The sequence below is a fragment of the Ensifer sp. LC163 genome (assembly GCF_001695855.1).
Classification (GTDB): domain Bacteria; phylum Pseudomonadota; class Alphaproteobacteria; order Rhizobiales; family Rhizobiaceae; genus Ensifer.
The window spans coordinates 570,752-589,155 of the sequence record NZ_MBSS01000001.1 but is presented as its reverse complement, the minus strand read 5'-3'; the positions used below and the strand labels follow the sequence as shown (position 1 = coordinate 589,155).

Genomic DNA, 18,404 nt, shown 5'->3' with positions numbered 1-18,404 from the left:
ATAATTCCTTAAATCGGAATCGATTTGGGGACAAAATTATGCAGAAAATCAAAGTTTTACAGCGACCTTTGCGCGCCTGAACAGGCGCGCGGCGCAGTCACGTCCGGCATTCTGCTTGCAGGATATCGGTCGACAGCAATGAAAAAACGCATGCCCCCGGGGAGGCATGCGCTTTTTTTGCCCGCGTGACGGGGTTTGTATCAGCCTGCGTCGCAGAAGTAGCTGCGGCCGTCGTAGCCGCGGAACGTGCCGTTGTCCGGGTTGAACGAGCGGTAACGCTGCGAGCAATAACGGTACCAGGACGGGGTCCAGGGCTCGAGCGAACCGTAGCCGCCGCCATAGTTGTCAATGACAACCGGGCGCGGGCGATAGACGGGGCGCGGACGGTAGACCGGGCGCGGCTCGTAATAATCAGGTTCCGGATCGATATAGACGCGCTCGCTGTAACGCGGCTGCGAGGCGATCGCGCCGCCGATGAGCGTGCCCGCGACCAGGCCTGCTGCGCCTGCCGCCCATGCGTCGCTGTGATCATTCCGGCGGTCCCAGTCACCGGCCTCAGCGGTGCTGAGGGTCGGGAGAACCGAGGTGGCTGCGATGATCGAGAGAACCGCCGCTTTGATGAACTTGTTCATTGGCTTCAATCCTATGCATGGCCCGGATCCGGTTCCGGCCTTCATGATGAAAGAAGGTTAACCGTGCCAAACTGAACGGAGCCTGAACAAAAAAACCCGGCATCACTGCCGGGCTTCAACTTGAATCTTTCAGCAGAACCGGTGTTAGCCGGAGATCTGCAGGTTGACCGCCTTCGGGCCTTTGCCGCGGCGATCCGGTTCGGTGTCGAAGCTTACCTTCTGATTTTCCGACAGGCCGTTCAGGCCGGAAGCCTGGACAGCGGAAATGTGTACGAAGATATCCGCACCACCGTTGTCAGGCTTGATGAAACCAAAGCCCTTGTCGGTGTTGAAGAATTTTACAGTGCCAGTTTCGGCCATGCGTCAGGTCCTTTTCTCTCCACCCGTTTGACGGACGGGTAGCATTGCAGTTTGCCCGGTTGGGCGTTGGGCAGGCAGTTCTCGATATTTGAGGAAAGGTTCCTGTTACCGCAGCCAGCCATCGGAAAGGTTGCAAACAAGCGTCCCCCCAGTCTGGCCACCCGGAGTTTTTGCGTCTCCGGCCCGCTTTTATTTCAAGATCTTCCCGTGCTCGTAGATTGCCCGAACAGAGTAAGATTGATGGGTTTATTTTGAATTGGCAAGCAAAACTTTTTAGAAGTTGTATTGCGTCTTGCCATTGCTCAAAATTCGCCCAGTTGCGGAATATTCGGGTGATATTGAAGATGCATCGCAAGCTGTTGAAATCACAGGTTTTTGAACGAATGTACCGATAAGTTGAGTGCTTTGCGCCATTTTTCGCCGCAATCGGTGAGGTCGTCATGGCGACCAAGGAGGTCCATTCATTTGGCAAGCGACTGATATGTTTGAAGCTTCTCTCCAAGGCAATGGCGTGGGGCGCTGCGTCAACCCGCCTTGCAGAAATCCTGCAAGTAATAACCGAAAGCGGCCAGGTTGCATCGAGGCGTTTTAAAGTGAAGCAATAGCTTTGCGGGTCGGCGTAGTAACAAGTAACGCAGCAGTTCAGTACCCGCCGAAATCAAGGGTTATAGTTCTGCCGGCCCTCTCAGGCACGCCGATTCCGCCTCAGGCTGCGGCTTCCTTCCGGGCGCCTTTCGTGATTTCGGGCACAATCTCGACGACGAGCATGGCCGCAAAGATGATGGCGCAGCCGATATAGCCGATGGGCGTGATGATCTCCCCTAGTAGCAGAACGCCGAAGAGCGCGGCAAACAACGCCTCGCTCGACAGGAAGATCGCCGCCTGCGGCGCCCTGGTGTAGCGCTGCCCGACGACCTGGCAGATGAAGGCCACGCCGCTGGAGAAGATGCCGGCATAAAGGATTTCAGGCAGCGCGCCCTTCACCGCCGCCATGCTCAATGGTTCGAGAGCCGAAGCAACGAGGCAGCCGAGCACGGCGCAAACGGCAAACTGCGTCATCGACAGCAGCATCGGCCGCCCACTGCTCGGTGCGAAGATGCCGACGAGCATCAACTGCAGCGCCCAGAACAGGGCGCAGACAACAGTCAGATAATCACCACCGGTCAGGCTCGACAGCGCGCCGCCGCTCAAGAGGAAGATGCCGAGCAGTGCCATCAGCGCACCGGGCCAGATGATCCAGTGCGGCTTGCGCCGGAGGAAAACGACCGTCAGCACCGGGACGAAAACGACGTAAAGTCCGGTGAGGAAACCGGAATTGGTGACGCTAGTGGTCAGCAACCCGTATTGCTGCGTGACGGCGCCGGCAAAAAGCGCAAGCCCGACAAACACGAAATTGCGAATGGTCTTGCCGGTCAAAGGCTGCGGCGCCCGCCTGGTTTCGACGACGGCGAGCGGCAGCGCGACCAGCGTTGCGATGGCAAAACGAAGCGTGATGAACCAGAGCGGGCCGATCGCCTGCATTGCCGTCGACTGGGCGACGAAGCCAGCACCCCAGATGGCGCCGGAAAACAGCAGGAATAGATTGGCCTGGACGCGGGTCATCATTGCTCTCCTCAGATGCATCGCCGTCTATCAGTTGCGATTTTCGCGGGCAAGGCTCATCGTCGGCCGCAGACGCAGTCCGCCTGACGTACCGGTGACGGTTGCCATGGTGGTGATGGGGAGGTGGAGATGGGCGAGAGCGGTTATTCCGGAACGCCGCTTGTCCGCAAGCTTGGCTTGAGGGACGGCCAGTCAGCGCTGCTGCTTGGTGTTCCCGGCGATCTGACCGACATCACCGGCTTTCCCGGGTTCGCCAGTTGCGAAACCTCCGCCGACGGCCCGGCGTCACGCCGGCACGATTACATCCACGTCTTCGCGATTGCGAGGGCAGAGCTTGAGGTGTTGGCGCCGCGGCTTGCGGCAAGCCTGAAGGCCGACGGCATGATGTGGATCTCATGGCCCAAGCGCGCATCGAAGGTTGCAACCACGCTGACGGAAGACGCACTGCGCGAAATCTTCCTGCCGCTTGGTGTCGTCGACACCAAGGTCTGCGCCGTCGATGCGGTCTGGTCCGGATTGAAGTTCATGTTCCGGAAGGACGTTCGCGCCGGCCTCTGATCCCGATTGAGGATTTATACCAACCTGCGCTGATATCGACCTATTGCGCCGGAGCCTTGGAGACTCTCAGCAGCGCGCCATCCTCTTCGTCCGTCACCATCAGCAGTGCGCCGTCCGGCGCCTCCACGACATCGCGGATGCGGCCGAACTCACCTTCGAACAGCCGCTCTTCGGAGGTGATCGCGCCGGTGTCGTCCCGCTCCAGCCGGGCGAGGAGCTGATATTTCAGCGCCGCCACCAGCAGGTTGCCGTCCCACTCCGGAAACATCTTGCCGCGATAGACGGCGAGCGCTCCGGGCGCAATCGAGGGATCCCAGTAGTAGAGCGGCTGGTCGAGGCCATCCTTTGCCGTGCCTTCGCCGATCTCCGCGCCCGAATAATCCTTGCCATAGGTGATCACCGGCCAGCCGTAGTTGTGGCCCGGCTGCGGGTTGTTGACCTCGTCGCCGCCGCGCGCGCCGTGCTCAACGGTCAGAAGCGTGCCATCCTTCGGATCGATGACAATGCCCTGCGGGTTGCGGTGCCCCTTCGACCAGATTTCCGGCAAGCCCTCCGTGCCGCCACGATAGGGGTTGGTGGCGGGAATGCTGCCGTCGGCGTTGATATGCAGGATGGCACCGGCATGGTCGTGCAGATCCTGGGCGCGCTCGGGCTCGCCGCGGTCGCCGATGCCGAAGAACAGGCTGCCGTCCGTTGCGATGGCGATGCGCGAGCCGAAATGCTGGCCCTTGCGGGTCAGCTTGTTCATGCGGAACAGTTCCTTGACATCGCTCAGGCCGTTGTTGTCGGCCGACAATGTCGCCCGCACCAGCACGGTTCCGAAGCCGCCGCCGCCATTGGCAGCGAGCGTCAGGTAGAGCGTGCGGCTGGTGGCAAAGTCGGGGGTAAGCGCAATGTCGAGCAGGCCACCCTGGCCCTGTTCGACCACCTCAGGCACGCCGGAGAGCGGCGCCGAGGCCTTGCCGTCGCGAATGATGCGCAGCCGGCCGGCGCGCTCGCTGACGATGTAGCTGCCGTCCGGCAGAACCTCGACGGACCAGGGGTGTTCGAGCCCGCTCGCCAGCGTCTCGACCAGCACGTCGCCGTGTTGAGAGGGGAACTCGCGCGTTTCCTGCGCATGGGCAGCAAAAGGGGCAGCAAACAATGTCAGACCGGCAAAGAGGGGTATCGCGCGAACTGTCCGCGCCCTCCGGGTGGTTTCCAGCCTTGATGCCTGCGCCTGCCGCATTCGATATCTCCGATCCGTTGATGCCGTCTCCTGGCAAGCTGGAGCGGTCGTCCGGTTCGTTCAAGTCAAATCGGATCAAAAAGGCTTTATTTCGAAACGGAGCCTGTCGTCAGCGGCACCGGATGCTGCTCGCCGACCAGTTCGGCCGTCACGATGTAGCGCATCGGTCCGGGCTCGATCGCATCGAAGGGCCAGCAGGTGGCGAGCGCCAGCTTGTGGCCACTGGCTGCGGCGTTGATGCCGCTTTCGTCCCAGCGCGCGACGCGGCCCTCGCCGGCCCGAAAAAGAAAGCGCCGCCCGTCCTTGCGGGTCAGCACCAGCAGATCGCCCGAGGAAACGTCCTTCAGCCAGCGGAAATGTGTGTCGCGGTGGGCGGCGATGACGGAGGTGCCTTCGTCGCCGGGAAGAGGGGTGTTGGTGAGCCAGGCAGGCCCGAAGGCGAGCGCCTGGCCGCTTGCGCCCTGAAGCACGATCGCCGAGCGATTGATGCGCGGCGCGATGATTTCCGCGGTGGTTTCGAAGTCGGCCCAGGGCCAGGGTTTGCCGCCCGCCTCGCCGTGCAATTGCGCCTCGAAGCTCTTCTTCAAGAGCACCTGAGAGACCTCCGCCTTGGCCTTCATGTAAAATCCCTTGCCGACCAGCATCAGGCCGGCAAGGGCGATCAGGGCAATGATCGCGACCACGATGGTCTCGATCGCCGAGAGACGGGCGAGGAAGCCCGGGCGTGGCCCGGGCAGGTCTTCGTCAGCGGCCATGGCGTCGAACCCCTGAGGTGACGAGAGCGGCGATCTGGCCGCGCCAGAAGATGAAAGTGCTGCCGGCAACAAGGGCAAAGGCGAGCAGCATCAGCCCGATGAGGATCTGCTTGTCCGCCTCGGTCGCCGTCTGCGGCAGGTTTACCTCGTTGTTGGCTTCGGCAATGAGGCCCGCTGCACGCGCCGTCGGTGCCGCCAGCATGCGGTCGGCCGTGACCATGGCCAGCTTCGTCTGGCTTTCGGCCGAAGCCTCGCGCTCATCGACCGCACCTGTTGTTTCGGGCTTCTCGCCGAAGACCTTGCCGAAGTCCCAGCCGGCCGGCAGGTTGAGCGGCACATTGGTTTCCGTCAGGTTCTCGCCGGCCGGGCGTGACGGCGTCGCATCGACGGCGACAAGGCTGGTGACGCGCGAGACGAGGTGATGGGTCAGCGCGACGGTTTCGATCTGCCTGTCGAGCGTTGCGGGGTCGGCGATCGCTGACGCGCTTGCTTCGAGATCGTCGATCTTGCGACGGGCCCAGAGCTTGGCGATGCCTTCACCGGTTGCAGACTTGGCGATGTCCATCTCGACGCGCCAGGGCTGGTCGCCGGCCTTGCCGACGATGCGAAGCTTTCCTTCCGGTGTGGCGCCGTCGAGTTCGACCGTCAGCACGACCGGCTCGCCGCGGTAGAGATCGGGCATCGGGTTAGGGGTGATGTCGCCGGAGGCGGCGCCTTCGAAGGTTGCTGAAATGTCCGTCATGGCCGGGCTCTCCAGCTTGGTGAAGAGCTCGCCCATGCGGGCGGCCACCTGGCTTTCGGAACCGATCAGCGTGAAGGTGCCGCGACCGTATTCGGCGGCCTTGGTCATGAAGTGGCTGTTGGGCGCCGAACCGATGCCGACGGTGAAGACGCGGGCGTCGCCACGGTTGTTCTGGATCTCCTGGAAAAGCTGGCCTTCATTGCCGATGGCGCCGTCGGTAAGGAAGACCACCTGGCGAAGGGCACCTGATGCAACCGGCCCCTGCGTGCGCAGGGCCGCTTCCAGCGCCGGCAGCATTTCCGTGCCGCCATCGGCGGTCAGGTCGCGCACGAAAGCGATCGCATCCTCGCGTTTATCAGGCGTCGCCTCGACGAGATCAGGAAAGTGCACGGTCATCGTGTCGTCGAAGCGGATGACGTTGAACCGGTCTTCCGGCTTCAGCCGCGAGATCGCCAGCGCCAGGCTTTCCTTTGCCTGTTCCATGGATGGGCCGGCCATCGAGCCGGAATTGTCGATGACGAAAACGACCTCGCGCCTGAGCGGCTTGTCGGTCTCCGTTGCCGTCACCGGCGGGGTGACGAAGGACAGGAGGTAGGTCTTATCGCCGACGGTCTCGCGAAAGAGGCCGGCATAGGGGCTCTTTCCTTCGATCGCCTTCCAGCTGAGTTCGAAATCCTTGTCGGCAGGAACGCTTCCGACCTTCAGCGTGATCCGGCGGGTCAACTGGTCGAGCGTGGACGTTTCGATCTCGTGATAGGCCGACGTCACCTCGCCGATCGGGAAGCCCGCCTTCAGGTTGATCGTCAGTGTCACCGGGTTGATCCTGGCGTTTTCGCGCGGGTCGAGCACCGGCGGATCGATCTTTTCGCGATTGGGAACCGGGTCGCTGACGGCATAGCCGGTGCGGCTGTCGAGATCGACGGTCTGGACGACCGGCTGCGGATTGTAGCGAGGCGCCACCACCATCGGGAAACGGAAGGTGAAGGCGTCGTTCGACTGGCGCACGCCGCTTTGATATTCGATCTGCACGACCACCGTTTCGCCGGGGCCGATATTGGCGACCTGATTGGTGAAGAGGTTGGGGCGCTGCTGCTCAAGCAGCGCCGCCTTCTTGCCCTCGGCCTTTGCCTGCTCGTAGATTTCCTTGGCTGCCTGGCGCGGCTTGATCTGACCTTCGATGAAGCGGTCGCCGATCTGCATCTTCAGGGTATCGACGGCGGAATCATCGGGAAGCGGGAAGACATAGGTGCCTTCGACCCATCCCTTGCTCGGGTTCTGGAACCGCTGCGTCACGCGGGTCCGCATGATCGGTCCGTTGACGTCGATCTGGACGTCGGTCGCCAGTCGCGGCGCCTCGACGAAATAGCCGGGCTCCTTGGAGGGGAAGAGCAGGGCGCCGGTGCCCATGTCGTTGGGCCTGACATAGCCGGCCATCTGCTCCGGCCTGGGGTTTGCCGTCTGGGCCGCGGCCTGGGTCATCAGCCCGAGGATCATGACGATGCAGGCGGCGAGCGCTGCGAGCGCCAGAACCATGCCCCATCGCGCTTCGTTCTGACGTGTCCGTGATTCAGCGATTTCGTCGTCGAGAAACATTGCCCACCCCCGTGATGCGATGCGTTCGGATCATGGCAGGAAAGGCCGGGAAACCGGCTGTTGCAGGACGGAATTGCGGCGTTCCGCGACAGTTGTTGTGACCAAAATAAGGCTTTTCGGAAAAAGCCGAATTCCGCTGATTCTTCTGAATAAATTCACGCCCCCGGACGTTCTTGACCGATGCTGTTCATGTCCCAGGGGTGCTAGCTGGAGACGATGTTCGGTAGCGAGTGTGCAACACATGCATCCCGTTGCGGTTGCCGACAGGCGCCGATCGGGTATCGATCGGCGATCGTCATCGCTGATCGCACTCATGAAAGTTTGTCATGGTGACGCATTTTGCCCGCATTCCCGGCGGTTTTTCAGGCTCTGGCGCTTGCAAGACCGGGCGTCTTTCGACATAGACCTAACCGCTATGGAGCCTGTCTTTTTCGTTCCGTAGCGCTCACCGCGTCTCGAAACGATCAGGACCTTTCATCATGGCCTTCCTTGCCGATGCCCTTTCCCGTGTAAAGCCTTCCGCCACCATCGCCGTTTCGCAGAAAGCCCGCGAGCTGAAAGCGAAGGGACGCGACGTGATCGGCCTTGGTGCAGGGGAGCCGGATTTCGACACGCCGGACAATATCAAGAAGGCTGCGATCGACGCGATCAACCGCGGCGAGACGAAGTACACGCCGGTTTCGGGCATTCCGGAACTGCGCGAAGCGATCGCCAAGAAGTTCAAGCGCGAGAACAACCTCGACTACACCGCCGCCCAGACGATCGTCGGCACCGGCGGAAAGCAGATTCTTTTCAACGCCTTCATGGCGACCCTGAACGCGGGCGATGAAGTCGTCATCCCGGCGCCCTACTGGGTCTCCTACCCGGAGATGGTGGCGCTGTGCGGCGGCACGCCCGTTTTCGTCTCGACTACCCAGGAGAACAACTTCAAGCTTAGGGCGGAAGACCTCGACAAGGCGATCACGCCGAAGACCAAGTGGTTTGTCTTCAACTCGCCGTCCAACCCGTCGGGCGCCGCCTACAGCCACGCCGAGCTGAAGGCGCTGACCGACGTGTTGATGAAGCACCCGCATGTCTGGGTGCTGACCGACGACATGTACGAGCACCTGACCTATGGCGACTTCAAGTTCGCAACCCCTGTCGAAGTCGAGCCCGGCCTCTACGACCGCACGCTGACCATGAACGGCGTCTCCAAGGCCTATGCCATGACCGGCTGGCGCATCGGCTATGCAGCCGGTCCGCTGCACCTGATCAAGGCGATGGACATGATCCAGGGCCAGCAGACCTCGGGCGCAACCTCGATCGCGCAGTGGGCTGCCGTCGAGGCGCTCAACGGCACGCAGGACTTCATCCCCGAGAACAAGAAGATCTTCGAAGGTCGCCGTGACCTCGTGGTGTCGATGCTGAACCAGGCCAAGGGCATTGCGTGCCCGACGCCGGAAGGCGCCTTCTACGTCTACCCGTCCTGCGCCGGCCTCATCGGCAAGACCGCGCCGTCGGGCAAGGTCATCGAGACGGACGAAGACTTCGTCTCCGAACTGCTCGAATCCGAAGGCGTTGCCGTCGTGCACGGCTCGGCCTTTGGTCTCGGCCCGAACTTCCGCATCTCCTATGCGACGTCGGAAGCGCAGCTCGAAGAAGCGTGCCGTCGCATCCAGCGCTTCTGCGCCGCCTGCAAGTAAGTTCAGGTATTACACCCAATGGAAAAGCCCGCTGGTAACGGCGGGCTTTTTGTTGGCAAAACGATTCAAGAAGCGGTCAATCTGATTCAAGCGGGCCGGCTAACGCGTTGAAATCAGATTCGAACTTCAAGCGCCTGGAACCTCGTCGTCGCCGACGACGCCACCCTCGCTTTCGAGGATGGAGAGGCGGCGTGCCTCGGAGCGGGTGAACTTCAGGCGAACGCCGATGCCGCGCTCGCCCTCCGGCAGAAACACGGCGCCGGCATTTTCAAGCGCGTTCCTCAGCGACAGGATGATTTCGTCGCCGGGCGTCTCCAGCTTGTGCTCGAACTTGAGGATCGTTTCTTCGTCGACGCCCGAAAAGCTCGCCAGCATCTCGCGTGAAATTTCGATCAGCGCCCGGGCGGCGCGGCACTGTGAACCTGTAATCATCATCACCTCCAGTTGCAGAGAGGATGCGTGAAGCCTAGCGACGGGTCAACCGCAAGCAACGCCCCCGCGACCTTTCGACCGCGGGGCGTTGCTTGCGTCGGGAGCGTTGGACGATGCTTCAGCAAAGGGCTGGATTGGTCCTCGCCGGTATCTGCCACCCGCTGCAGAAGGAACCCTATTTTGCTCGCATCGCCTCTATGATGCCGGAAATCTCGTCCGTGCCGAAGCCGCCGGCGAGGCGCTGTTGCGCCAACCTCTCCATCGGCTCCATGAAAGCCGGATCGATGCCCTGGCTGCGGCTTGCAGCGACGATATTGGTGATCGCCACCGCTTGCATGGCAAGGTTCGACATCACGTCGCGGGCGTGATCGCCGCTGTCGATCCGTTCGGCATAGTCGGGCAGGGCTGTCATCATTGCCGCAAGCCAGGGCTCGACCAGGGACAGGAACGCCGTCGCCGAGACGCCGACGCTGCCGGCAAGTGCTGTTGCGTGCAGATAGCCGCCGAAGAGACCGTACATCGCCGAAAGCAAGGCGAGGTCGTTGACCGCGGCGAGGATCGGATCTTCGCCGAGATATTGGCTCCGGCCGAAGGCCACGAGGCGATCTTTGGCCGATGCGAAGGCATCGGCGCTGCCGCTATAGAGAATGAAGGCGTGCTGCGAGCCGATCATCGGTGGCGTCGCCATGATGCCACCGTCGAGATAGAGCGCGCCATATCCGCCAAGGCGGTCGGCGATCGCCCGGACTTGATTCGGACGACCATTGGTCAGGTTAACGACGGTCTTGCCGGACAGGCCGGGACCGACGTGATGAAACGTGGCTTCGACGGCAGCGTAGTCGGTGAGGCACAGCACGATCAGATCGCTCGCTGCGATGGCTTCGGTGACCGTTTCGGCCCGGCGGGCACCGCGGGCAACGAGAGCGTCAGCCCGCGCCGATGTGCGGTTCCAGACGGTTGTTACGTTGCCCGCGTCGATGAGGGCGTTGGCGAGTGCCGTGCCCATCGCGCCGAGGCCGATGACCGAGATTGTATTGGACATCTGGTTTCTCCGTTCCCGTTCGTTTCAGGCCGCAGGCGACAATTGCTGGCCGAGACCGCCGTCGACCGTCAGTCTTGCGCCGGTGGTGAAGGTCGCGTCGAAGGCGAGGAACAGCACGGCGCGGGCCACTTCGTCGGCGGTGCCGTTGCGGCCCATCGGCGTGATCGCATCGCCCAGCGCCTTGAACTCGGCACGTTCCGCATCGGTGATGCCGGCAACGCCCTTGGTCGGCGTATCGATGAAGCCGGGGCTGACCGAATTCACCCGGATGCCGCGTGGCAAGAGCTCGGCGGCAAAGACGGAGGCAAACGAGATCAGCGCCGCCTTGCTGCCGCTATAGACAGCCATGCCCGCATGGCCGCCGACATCGGCAACCGACGAGGTGAAGACGATCGAGCCGCCGTCGCGGATCAGCGGCGCGAGGCGCTGGACGGTGAAGAAGGCGCCCTTGGTGTTGATCGTGAACTGGCGATCGTAACTGGCCTCCGTCACCTGGTCGAAGGGCTCGAGCAGCGACGTGCCGGCGTTGACGTGCAAGAGGTCGATCGACCCCAGCTTCTGCCCGACCGTCGCCCCGAGCACGGCGATCTCGCCGAGGTCGGAGATGTCGGACTTTACCGCATGAACGCGCGGTCCGAAGCGCTCCTGGATCCTGGCGAGGTTCGCCGCGTTGTTGCCGGTCAGCAGTACCTCGGCGCCACCGTCGACGAGCCGTTCGACGGTCGCCAGGCCCATACCATGCGTGCCGCCGATGACGACGGCTTTCTTGTCCTGATAGCTACCCATGTTCTCTTCCTTCGATGTTCGGTTTCGATGGAGAAGAGATAAAATCATGGACGACATTGCGAAAGTCTGGCAGTTGTGGATGTATCGTCTACATATGTAGACATTGGAATTTGCGATGCGCAATCTCAACGACTTCATCGTCTTTGCCCATGTGGTCGATCACAAGGGGTTTGCGCCGGCGGCGCGGGCGCTCAACGTGCCGAAATCGACGCTGAGCAAACGCGTGGCCGAACTGGAAAAGACGCTTGGCGTGCGGTTGATCAATCGCACGTCGCGCCGCTTCACCGTCACCGAGGTCGGCGAGGATTTCTATCGGCACGCCGCGGCGATGCTGATCGAGGCGGAAGCGGCGGAAGCCATAGTCAAGGGCCGGCTCGCCGAGCCAAGCGGCACGGTGCGGATTACCGCCTCGGTGCCGACGGCCCAGATGATGCTGGCTGGCCTCCTGCCGCCACTGGCGCTTGCCTATCCCAAGATGCGGGTGATGCTGCATGCGACCGATCGTTTCGTCGATGTCGTCCAGGAGGGCTTCGACATTGCGGTGCGCGACCACTTCGCGCCGCTGCCGGATTCGGGGCTCGTGCAACGGCATGTCGGCGCGGAGGTCATCTGGCTCGTCGCTGCACCCGCCTATCTGGAAAGTCGCGGGGCGCCGATCGAGCCGAGCGACCTTTCGCGTCATGACGGTCTTCTGGTATCCTTGACGGCAGAGGGATGGATGATGCGCAACGACGCAGGCGTGGTCGTCCGGGTCCGTCCCGAGCCGCGTTTCCTCGCCGACGAATCCCATGTGCTTCGCGCGGCCGCACTGTCCGGCCTCGGCATCACGGCGCTGCCGCGCAAGCTCTGCCGGGCGGAGATCGACGAGGGCAGCCTCGTTCGTGTCCTGCCCGAATGGGAGGCCGGCAGCGTCACCACGACCTTGCTGATGCCGCATCGACGCGGGCAATTGCCATCGGTGCGTGCGGTGGTCGGCTTCATCGCCGAGCATCTGCCCGGCGCGTGAGCGGTGGGGCGAGGGCTGCTTGTGCGGCCCAAAAGCGAGTGGTCGATCTTACAGGAAAGATCAACGGCCTACCGCATAATTCCTTAAATCGGAATCGATTTAAGGACGAAATTATGCAGCAAGTTTAAAGCGTTACAGCGTCCTTTGCGCGTCATATTTGACGCGCTGCGCTGTAGCATGTGGAAGAACCCAAAGGAGAGCGGACGTGGGACTTTTTTCAGGGCCATACGGAGAGCAACTGAAACGGGCGATGGATCAGGTGAAGTACAACGTCGCCGTCGCGAAGCTTGATGAGCCCATCAGCGACAGCGATGCTGTGGTCCTGTTTGCGGGCATGTTGGTCGTCCAGAATGTTCCGGTCAACACCGCCTTCGACCTTGCGTGCGAATACTCCGATCTGATCTCCAGCTTGCTGGAAAATGGATCAAACTCCCGGGAAGCATGATCTGCATCGGGCCGAAATGTCACGACATCGCAGCCAAAGCCGGTGCGAAAGCCCAATTGGGCGAAAGCGAAGCGCACCGGTCGCATCGGTGCCATTTCTGCAGGAACCACGTCAGGTCGTTCGAACGCAGGATCATAGACCTCCATTTTTCTGGAGGTCTATCTCTGTTCGTGGTCGCTCCTAGCGCTCGGCAAGCGCCGGTTCGCCCTTCTTCTCGCGCACGAGGTTCATGAACCGGCGGAAGAGGTAGTGGCTGTCCTGCGGACCCGGCGAGGCTTCCGGGTGATGCTGCACCGAGAAGACCGGCTTGCCGGCGACCCGCAGGCCGCAATTGGTGCCGTCGAACAGCGAAATGTGAGTCTCTTCAACGCCTTCCGGCAGCGACTTCGAATCGACCGCGAAGCCGTGGTTCATCGAGACGATCTCGACCTTGCCTGTGGTGTGGTCCTTGACCGGATGGTTGGCGCCATGGTGACCCTGGTGCATCTTCTCGGTCTTGCCGCCGAGCGCCAGCGCCAGCATCTGGTGACCGAGGCAGATGCCGAACACCGGGATATCGCTCTTCAAGAGGTCCTGGATCACCGGCACGGCGTATTCGCCGGTTGCCGCCGGGTCGCCCGGGCCGTTGGAGAGGAAGATGCCGTCCGGCTTCTGCGCAAGCACTTCGTCGGCGCTTGTCGTTGCCGGCATCACGGTGACGCGGGCGTTGAGGCCGGTGAAGAGGCGCAGGATGTTGCGCTTGACGCCGTAGTCGAGGGCGACGACGTGATAGTCGGCCTCGGCATCGCCGAGCGTCGAATGGCCTTCGTCCCAGACCCAGGGCTTCTCGGTCCACTGCGACGACTGGCCGGAGGTGGCAACCTTGGCAAGGTCGAGGCCTTCAAGCCCGCTCCAGGCCTTGGCTTCCTTCTTCAGCGTCTCGATATCGAAGACGCCGGAGGGGTCGTGAGCGATGACGGCGTTGGGCATGCCGTTTTCGCGGATCCAGGCGGTGAGCGCCCGGGTGTCGATGCCGCAAAGGCCGATGATGCCGCGTGCCTTCAGCCAGGCGTCGAGGTGCTTGACAGTCCGATAGTTCGACGGTTCGGTGATGTCGGCCTTGAAGATCACGCCGACCGCGCCGTGGCGGGCTGCCGGCGTCAGGTCTTCGATGTCTTCGTCATTGGCGCCGATATTGCCGATGTGGGGGAAGGTGAAGGTGACGATCTGGCTGAGATAGGAAGGGTCCGTCAGGATTTCCTGGTAGCCGGTCAATGCGGTGTTGAAGCAGACTTCCGCCTGCACCTTGCCGGTTGCGCCGATGCCCTTGCCTTCGATTACGGTGCCGTCGGCAAGAACGAGCAAAGCGGTGGGTTTTTCAGTGGTCCATGCGGGTGTCGCGGTCATCGTTCCTATCCCGTTGCGGCGTGGAGCGCGGGGCTTGAAAGCCCGGCGGCTGATCGCCATTTCATGTGCTCAGGCATGGACGCGCGGAATCCCCGCGAAAAGTGCTCACATGCCGATGTCGTGCAGGTGCGGGAAAATAGCCAAAGCGCAAAGCCCGGTCAACCAGCCGCTGTGAATTGTCTGGAAATAAAATTCCTTTTAATTCAAGCGGTTGTGCAATCCGTTTGATTGCACCTGCCACACTGGTTTAAGACGACGGCAACATTGACGCAGCGAACCGGTTCCGGGCAAGAGCACCGCGGGCCGGCTTCGACATGGAGAAAGACATGCGCGACCAGTTCGCTGAGGTACTGAAAGAAGCCCTGAAGGCCAAGGACACGCGGCGCACCTCGACCGTGCGGCTGATTCAGGCTGCGATCAAGGATCGTGATATCGCCAACCGTGGCCTGGGCAAGGATCCGGTCGGCGACGACGAGATCCTGCAGATCCTCGCCAAGATGATCAAGCAGCGCGAGGAATCGGCCCGAATCTATGACCAGGGCGGCCGGCCGGAGCTTGCAGAGCAGGAGCGGCAGGAAATCGTCATCATCAACCAGTTCCTGCCGGTCCAGCTGTCGGAAGACAAGGTTAGGGAACTCTGTGCATCGGTGATCCAGGAAACCGGCGCGCAGGGGCTGCGCGACATGGGCAAGTGCATGAATGCGCTCAAGGAGCGTTATCCTGGCCAGATGGACTTCGCCAAGGCTTCGGGCCTGGTCAAGGACCTGCTGAAGTAACCGACTGCGCCCGCTCATCTGCAGCGGGCGCCGTTGCGGCACTGAATGTGCCGGCGAGCCTTTCGTGGGCCCGATTGATCGGTGCGAATTTCTCCGCCTGATAATCCCAATACTCCCGGATGAAACCCTGCGACAGCCAGAGGCCGTCGCGGCCCGGCGGGCCATTCCATCCCATGCTCCCAAACTCCGTCGCCTTGCTGAGCACCGCTTGCGTGTCGAAATATATTCGCGTCAGGCGTGTATTGATGGGGCGCCTCCAGCAAGCCGGGTTCGCGATTGCTTCGTGATAGCCTGTGAATTGCGGGCACGGCCGGTCAGCGCTGTGGCGTCCGGCGGTTTCGCCGCCTATATGGAGGATCGACCAGAGGTATCCATGCGCTTTTCACAGTCCTTTCTTGACGAGATACGCGACCGCGTGCCGATTTCGGACGTGATCGCCAAACGCGTCACCTGGGATCGGCGCAAGACCAATGTCTCGCGCGGCGACTATTGGGCCTGCTGCCCGTTCCACGGCGAGAAATCCCCGAGCTTTCATTGCGAGGACCGCAAGGGCCGCTACCATTGCTTCGGGTGCGGCGTTACTGGCGACCACTTCCGCTTTCTCACCGACCTGGAAGGCCTGAGCTTCCCCGAGGCGGTGCAGCAGATCGCCGACATGGCGGGTGTGGCCATGCCGCAACCGGATCCGCAGGCCGAGCGGCGTGAGAAGGAACGCACCAGCCTGCTCGACGTGATGGAACTGGCGACCCAGTTCTTCGAGGACCAGCTGCAGACCGCCAATGGCGCCAAGGCGCGCGCCTATCTGCGCGAGCGCGGGCTGACGGGCCGCACGATCGAAACCTTCCGCCTGGGCTTTGCGCCCGACAGCCGCAATGCGCTCAAGGAATTTTTGGCCGGCAAGGGCATCGGCAAGGAGCAGATCGAGGCCTGCGGCCTCGTGGTGCATGGCCCCGATGTGCCGGTTTCCTACGATCGCTTCCGCGACCGCATCATGTTTCCGATCCTGTCGTCGCGCGAAAAGGTGATCGCGTTTGGCGGCCGCGCCATGTCGCCGGACGCGCCGGCCAAATATCTCAACTCCAACGAGACCGAGCTCTTCCACAAGGGCAACGTGCTCTACAATTTTGCCCGGGCGCGACGGGCGATGGCGGGGGTCGATGCCGCCGCGACGATCATCGCGGTCGAAGGCTATATGGACGTGATCGCCCTGCACCAGGCGGGCGTCGAGAACGCGGTCGCGCCGCTTGGAACCGCGCTTACCGAAAACCAGCTCGACCTGCTCTGGAAGATGACATCGCAGCCGGTGCTCTGCTTCGACGGCGATGGCGCCGGCATTCGCGCCGCCAACCGTGGCGTCGATCTGGCGCTGCCGCATCTGAAGCCCGGCCGCTCGGTGCGGTTTGCCATGCTGCCCGATGGCAAGGACCCCGATGATCTCGTGCGTCAGGAGGGGCGGGCGCCCTTCGACCGGGTGCTTGCCAATGCCCGCTCGCTGGCCGAGATGGTCTGGCAGCGCGAAATCCAGGGCGGCTCGTTCGACACGCCGGAAAAACGCGCCGAGCTTGAAGCCAGGTTGAAGCAGGTCACCGCCGTCATCGCCGACGAAAGCGTGCGGCGCCACTATGGCCAGGACATGCGCGATCGGCTGCACGCGTTTCTGCAAGCCTCCAGCCCCGGTCGCGGCGGCGAGCGGCGGCAATTCGAGCGCAGCGGCCGCCAGGGCGGCGGGCAACGCGGCGGGCCCGGGGCACGCCAACAGAACACCTCCGGTCCGACGGCGATCTCGGACCGGCTGGCGCGCTCGTCGCTGGTCAGTGGCCAGCAGGCGGTGCCGTCGCTGCGCGAGAGCGTGCTGGCGCTCACGATCGTCAATCATCCGCAGTTGCTGTTCGACGAATATGACGAGATCTCGACCATCGAGTTCGACCATCGCGATCTGCAGCGCTGCTGGGCGGCTGTCCTCAATGCCGCTGCCGCCAACGGCCCGCGCCTGACGCGCGAAGGGCTGGTGGAACAGCTCGACGCCGAAGGTTTTGCTCAACTGATCGCGGCCATCGACCAGCAGATCCGCTATGCCCGGCTGTGGACGGCGACGGCCGCTGCCGCGCCCGAGGATGCCCGCGAGGGATATCTGCAGGCGCTGGCGCTGCACCAGCGCTCCAAGGCGCTGCATTGGCAGCGGCGCGAGCTGGAGCGGGAACTGGCGCATGCGACCGAGGAGGGCGACCTTGAAGCCGTGCCGCAGCTCCTGCGCACGCTGCAGGAGGTTCAGCTCGAAGTGACGCGGCTTGAAAACCAGGAGGCGATCATCGAGGGCTTCGGCGTGCTTTCGGGCCGGGTGAAGGGACCGGCGGCCCGGTAACCGCCGAAAAGCCGCTCAGCCACGCCGAAATCCGGTCCGATCTTGGCTGGATTCCGACTATTCGCGCCAATGTTCGGCCACCCATGGAGCGGGGTGGATGTAATGGCGCAGGTGGCTGATCGGGTTCTTTTCACGATGGTCGCCGGTAAACAGCCGGCGAATGTGCCCAAGCGGCGTGTCCATCCGGCCGCGATAGCCATATTGCCCGTCGATCGCATGTTGCGGCAAAAGGCTGCGGGGGAAGAGCACCACGCGCGCATCGGCCGGCAGGCGGGGCGCAAGGAAGTAGTTCAGAGGAAAGATGTGGCGACAGTCCTGTCGAAAGTGCAGGACCCAGCGTCTCGGAAAGAGCTTCACGCCACCCGGTGCATTGCGTGTTACGAAGCGTTGCTCGAAACGATATTCGTCCGCGATTGCCTGCGGGTTGCCCCTGAACTTTTCCTGCAGTGATACGAGCTTGCCCACGGGGAAGCGGAAAACCGAGGTCTGGCCGAGGCGTTCGAAAGGCGTCGTCTGGTTTCTGGCCAGGACCACATCGTCAGGCCCTTCCACCTCGAAGAAGCAATCGAGCGATCCGACAATGACGATGTCCAGATCAAGAAACAGAACCGGTCCCTTGAGATTGCCGAGCTTCGGTCCCCAGAGTCGCGATTTCTGCCAGATGCCTGGCGTGTTCGTGGGCATATTCACAATGTCGAGCGGCGGCAGATCCTCGCAGAGAATTTCGTTGCGCAGCCCGTCGCGATTGTCGGTAAAGCAGGTGAAGGTGAAGGGTGGAGTGATGTTACGCGCCACCATGGCATAGAGCCGGTTGATAAACGGAGCGCCGTACTTCGTACCCCAGTTGATGCAGACCACCTGCTTGACGCCGCCGCTCGCTGCCAGAATGTTCGCCATGATGACCTTCCGGTTATGTCTATTCTCTGAATTGCCGATATATCAATAAGGCCAGGCTATGGAAAAGACCAACCCCCGAGCGAAAACGGCTGGCGATCCTCCCGGATAGTCCACCCAGTC

The 18,404-nt window shown here is 62.3% G+C and carries 17 protein-coding genes; 6 read left to right on the top strand and 11 right to left on the bottom strand.

Annotation, left to right across the window (positions count from 1 at the left end; translation table 11 throughout):
* Positions 1–200 precede the first annotated feature (200 nt).
* The 3 genes from BC360_RS02870 to BC360_RS02860 all read right to left on the bottom strand — a co-directional run bounded on the left by BC360_RS02870 (position 201) and on the right by BC360_RS02860 (position 2,594).
* Positions 201–632, bottom strand: coding sequence for a BA14K family protein (locus BC360_RS02870; RefSeq protein ID WP_065786384.1), 432 nt, complete (start codon positions 630–632; stop codon positions 201–203).
* Positions 633–776: 144 nt separating this feature from the next.
* Positions 777–992, bottom strand: a complete 216-nt coding sequence (locus tag BC360_RS02865; protein WP_025427905.1) for a cold-shock protein — start codon at positions 990–992, stop codon at positions 777–779.
* Between the two features lie 705 nt (positions 993–1,697).
* Positions 1,698–2,594 (bottom strand): DMT family transporter, encoded by an 897-nt coding sequence (locus tag BC360_RS02860; RefSeq protein WP_065794289.1) that lies wholly within the window; start codon positions 2,592–2,594, stop codon positions 1,698–1,700.
* Positions 2,595–2,723: 129 nt separating this feature from the next.
* On the opposite strand from BC360_RS02860, the gene BC360_RS02855 reads away from it, so the two are divergent.
* On the top strand, positions 2,724–3,152 hold the full coding sequence (locus tag BC360_RS02855; protein ID WP_065794147.1) for a hypothetical protein: 429 nt from the start codon (positions 2,724–2,726) through the stop codon (positions 3,150–3,152).
* Between the two features lie 40 nt (positions 3,153–3,192).
* Here BC360_RS02855 and BC360_RS02850 read toward each other — a convergent pair whose 3' ends face one another.
* The 3 genes from BC360_RS02850 to BC360_RS02840 form a co-directional block, all read right to left on the bottom strand.
* Positions 3,193–4,380 (bottom strand): PQQ-dependent sugar dehydrogenase, encoded by a 1,188-nt coding sequence (locus BC360_RS02850; protein WP_065794146.1) that lies wholly within the window; start codon positions 4,378–4,380, stop codon positions 3,193–3,195.
* Between the two features lie 86 nt (positions 4,381–4,466).
* Positions 4,467–5,135, bottom strand: coding sequence for a class GN sortase (locus BC360_RS02845; RefSeq protein ID WP_065794145.1), 669 nt, complete (start codon positions 5,133–5,135; stop codon positions 4,467–4,469).
* Positions 5,125–7,470 carry a marine proteobacterial sortase target protein gene (locus tag BC360_RS02840; protein WP_065794144.1) on the bottom strand — a complete coding sequence of 782 codons (2,346 nt, stop codon included), beginning with the start codon at positions 7,468–7,470 and terminating at the stop codon, positions 5,125–5,127. Before BC360_RS02840 ends, BC360_RS02845 begins: the two co-directional genes overlap by 11 nt.
* Positions 7,471–7,949: 479 nt before the next feature.
* On the opposite strand from BC360_RS02840, the gene BC360_RS02835 reads away from it, so the two are divergent.
* Positions 7,950–9,152, top strand: coding sequence for a pyridoxal phosphate-dependent aminotransferase (locus BC360_RS02835; protein ID WP_065786389.1), 1,203 nt, complete (start codon positions 7,950–7,952; stop codon positions 9,150–9,152).
* A 126-nt stretch (positions 9,153–9,278) separates the two neighbouring features.
* On the opposite strand, the gene BC360_RS02830 is transcribed toward BC360_RS02835, so the two are convergent.
* From BC360_RS02830 to BC360_RS02820, 3 genes are all read right to left on the bottom strand, one after another.
* Entirely contained in the window at positions 9,279–9,584 is a 306-nt protein-coding gene (locus BC360_RS02830) for an XRE family transcriptional regulator (RefSeq protein ID WP_167590796.1), read from the bottom strand.
* 175 nt (positions 9,585–9,759) lie between these two features.
* Positions 9,760–10,626, bottom strand: coding sequence for an NAD(P)-dependent oxidoreductase (locus BC360_RS02825; RefSeq protein WP_065786391.1), 867 nt, complete (start codon positions 10,624–10,626; stop codon positions 9,760–9,762).
* A 24-nt stretch (positions 10,627–10,650) separates the two neighbouring features.
* Positions 10,651–11,412, bottom strand: a complete 762-nt coding sequence (locus tag BC360_RS02820; RefSeq protein WP_065794142.1) for an SDR family oxidoreductase — start codon at positions 11,410–11,412, stop codon at positions 10,651–10,653.
* Positions 11,413–11,527: 115 nt separating this feature from the next.
* On the opposite strand from BC360_RS02820, the gene BC360_RS02815 reads away from it, so the two are divergent.
* Together BC360_RS02815 and BC360_RS02810 are read left to right on the top strand one after the other, a co-directional pair.
* On the top strand, positions 11,528–12,418 hold the full coding sequence (locus BC360_RS02815; RefSeq protein ID WP_065786393.1) for a LysR substrate-binding domain-containing protein: 891 nt from the start codon (positions 11,528–11,530) through the stop codon (positions 12,416–12,418).
* A 205-nt stretch (positions 12,419–12,623) separates the two neighbouring features.
* Positions 12,624–12,863, top strand: a complete 240-nt coding sequence (locus BC360_RS02810) for a hypothetical protein (RefSeq protein ID WP_139109885.1) — start codon at positions 12,624–12,626, stop codon at positions 12,861–12,863.
* Between the two features lie 180 nt (positions 12,864–13,043).
* Here the strand turns inward: BC360_RS02810 and carA are convergent, their stop codons facing one another.
* On the bottom strand, positions 13,044–14,249 hold the full coding sequence (carA, locus tag BC360_RS02805) for a glutamine-hydrolyzing carbamoyl-phosphate synthase small subunit (RefSeq protein ID WP_065786395.1): 1,206 nt from the start codon (positions 14,247–14,249) through the stop codon (positions 13,044–13,046).
* A gap of 326 nt (positions 14,250–14,575) precedes the next feature.
* Here carA and BC360_RS02800 point away from each other — a divergent pair, with 326 nt between their 5' ends.
* Both BC360_RS02800 and dnaG read left to right on the top strand, forming a co-directional pair.
* Positions 14,576–15,025, top strand: a complete 450-nt coding sequence (locus tag BC360_RS02800; RefSeq protein ID WP_065786396.1) for a GatB/YqeY domain-containing protein — start codon at positions 14,576–14,578, stop codon at positions 15,023–15,025.
* A gap of 373 nt (positions 15,026–15,398) precedes the next feature.
* The gene (gene dnaG / locus BC360_RS02795; RefSeq protein WP_065794141.1) at positions 15,399–17,387 is read left to right on the top strand and encodes a DNA primase; all 1,989 of its coding nucleotides are present in this window, start codon (positions 15,399–15,401) and stop codon (positions 17,385–17,387) included.
* 57 nt (positions 17,388–17,444) lie between these two features.
* On the opposite strand, the gene BC360_RS02790 is transcribed toward dnaG, so the two are convergent.
* On the bottom strand, positions 17,445–18,284 hold the full coding sequence (locus tag BC360_RS02790; RefSeq protein WP_139109884.1) for a glycosyl transferase: 840 nt from the start codon (positions 18,282–18,284) through the stop codon (positions 17,445–17,447).
* Positions 18,285–18,404: the final 120 nt, after the last annotated feature.

Excerpts from the sequence above, each read along its gene's own strand:
- BC360_RS02865 (WP_025427905.1), bottom strand. The coding sequence starts at position 992 with ATGGCCGAAACTGGCACTGTAAAATTCTTCAACACCGACAAGGGCTTT.
- BC360_RS02855 (WP_065794147.1), top strand. The coding sequence starts at position 2,724 with ATGGGCGAGAGCGGTTATTCCGGAACGCCGCTTGTCCGCAAGCTTGGC.
- BC360_RS02790 (WP_139109884.1), bottom strand. The coding sequence starts at position 18,284 with ATGGCGAACATTCTGGCAGCGAGCGGCGGCGTCAAGCAGGTGGTCTGC.
- BC360_RS02825 (WP_065786391.1), bottom strand. The coding sequence starts at position 10,626 with ATGTCCAATACAATCTCGGTCATCGGCCTCGGCGCGATGGGCACGGCA.
- BC360_RS02835 (WP_065786389.1), top strand. The coding sequence starts at position 7,950 with ATGGCCTTCCTTGCCGATGCCCTTTCCCGTGTAAAGCCTTCCGCCACC.
- carA (WP_065786395.1), bottom strand. The coding sequence starts at position 14,249 with ATGACCGCGACACCCGCATGGACCACTGAAAAACCCACCGCTTTGCTC.
- BC360_RS02860 (WP_065794289.1), bottom strand. The coding sequence starts at position 2,594 with ATGACCCGCGTCCAGGCCAATCTATTCCTGCTGTTTTCCGGCGCCATC.
- BC360_RS02820 (WP_065794142.1), bottom strand. The coding sequence starts at position 11,412 with ATGGGTAGCTATCAGGACAAGAAAGCCGTCGTCATCGGCGGCACGCAT.
- BC360_RS02870 (WP_065786384.1), bottom strand. The coding sequence starts at position 632 with ATGAACAAGTTCATCAAAGCGGCGGTTCTCTCGATCATCGCAGCCACC.
- BC360_RS02845 (WP_065794145.1), bottom strand. The coding sequence starts at position 5,135 with ATGGCCGCTGACGAAGACCTGCCCGGGCCACGCCCGGGCTTCCTCGCC.
- BC360_RS02800 (WP_065786396.1), top strand. The coding sequence starts at position 14,576 with ATGCGCGACCAGTTCGCTGAGGTACTGAAAGAAGCCCTGAAGGCCAAG.
- BC360_RS02830 (WP_167590796.1), bottom strand. The coding sequence starts at position 9,584 with ATGATTACAGGTTCACAGTGCCGCGCCGCCCGGGCGCTGATCGAAATT.
- dnaG (WP_065794141.1), top strand. The coding sequence starts at position 15,399 with ATGCGCTTTTCACAGTCCTTTCTTGACGAGATACGCGACCGCGTGCCG.
- BC360_RS02840 (WP_065794144.1), bottom strand. The coding sequence starts at position 7,470 with ATGTTTCTCGACGACGAAATCGCTGAATCACGGACACGTCAGAACGAA.
- BC360_RS02815 (WP_065786393.1), top strand. The coding sequence starts at position 11,528 with ATGCGCAATCTCAACGACTTCATCGTCTTTGCCCATGTGGTCGATCAC.
- BC360_RS02850 (WP_065794146.1), bottom strand. The coding sequence starts at position 4,380 with ATGCGGCAGGCGCAGGCATCAAGGCTGGAAACCACCCGGAGGGCGCGG.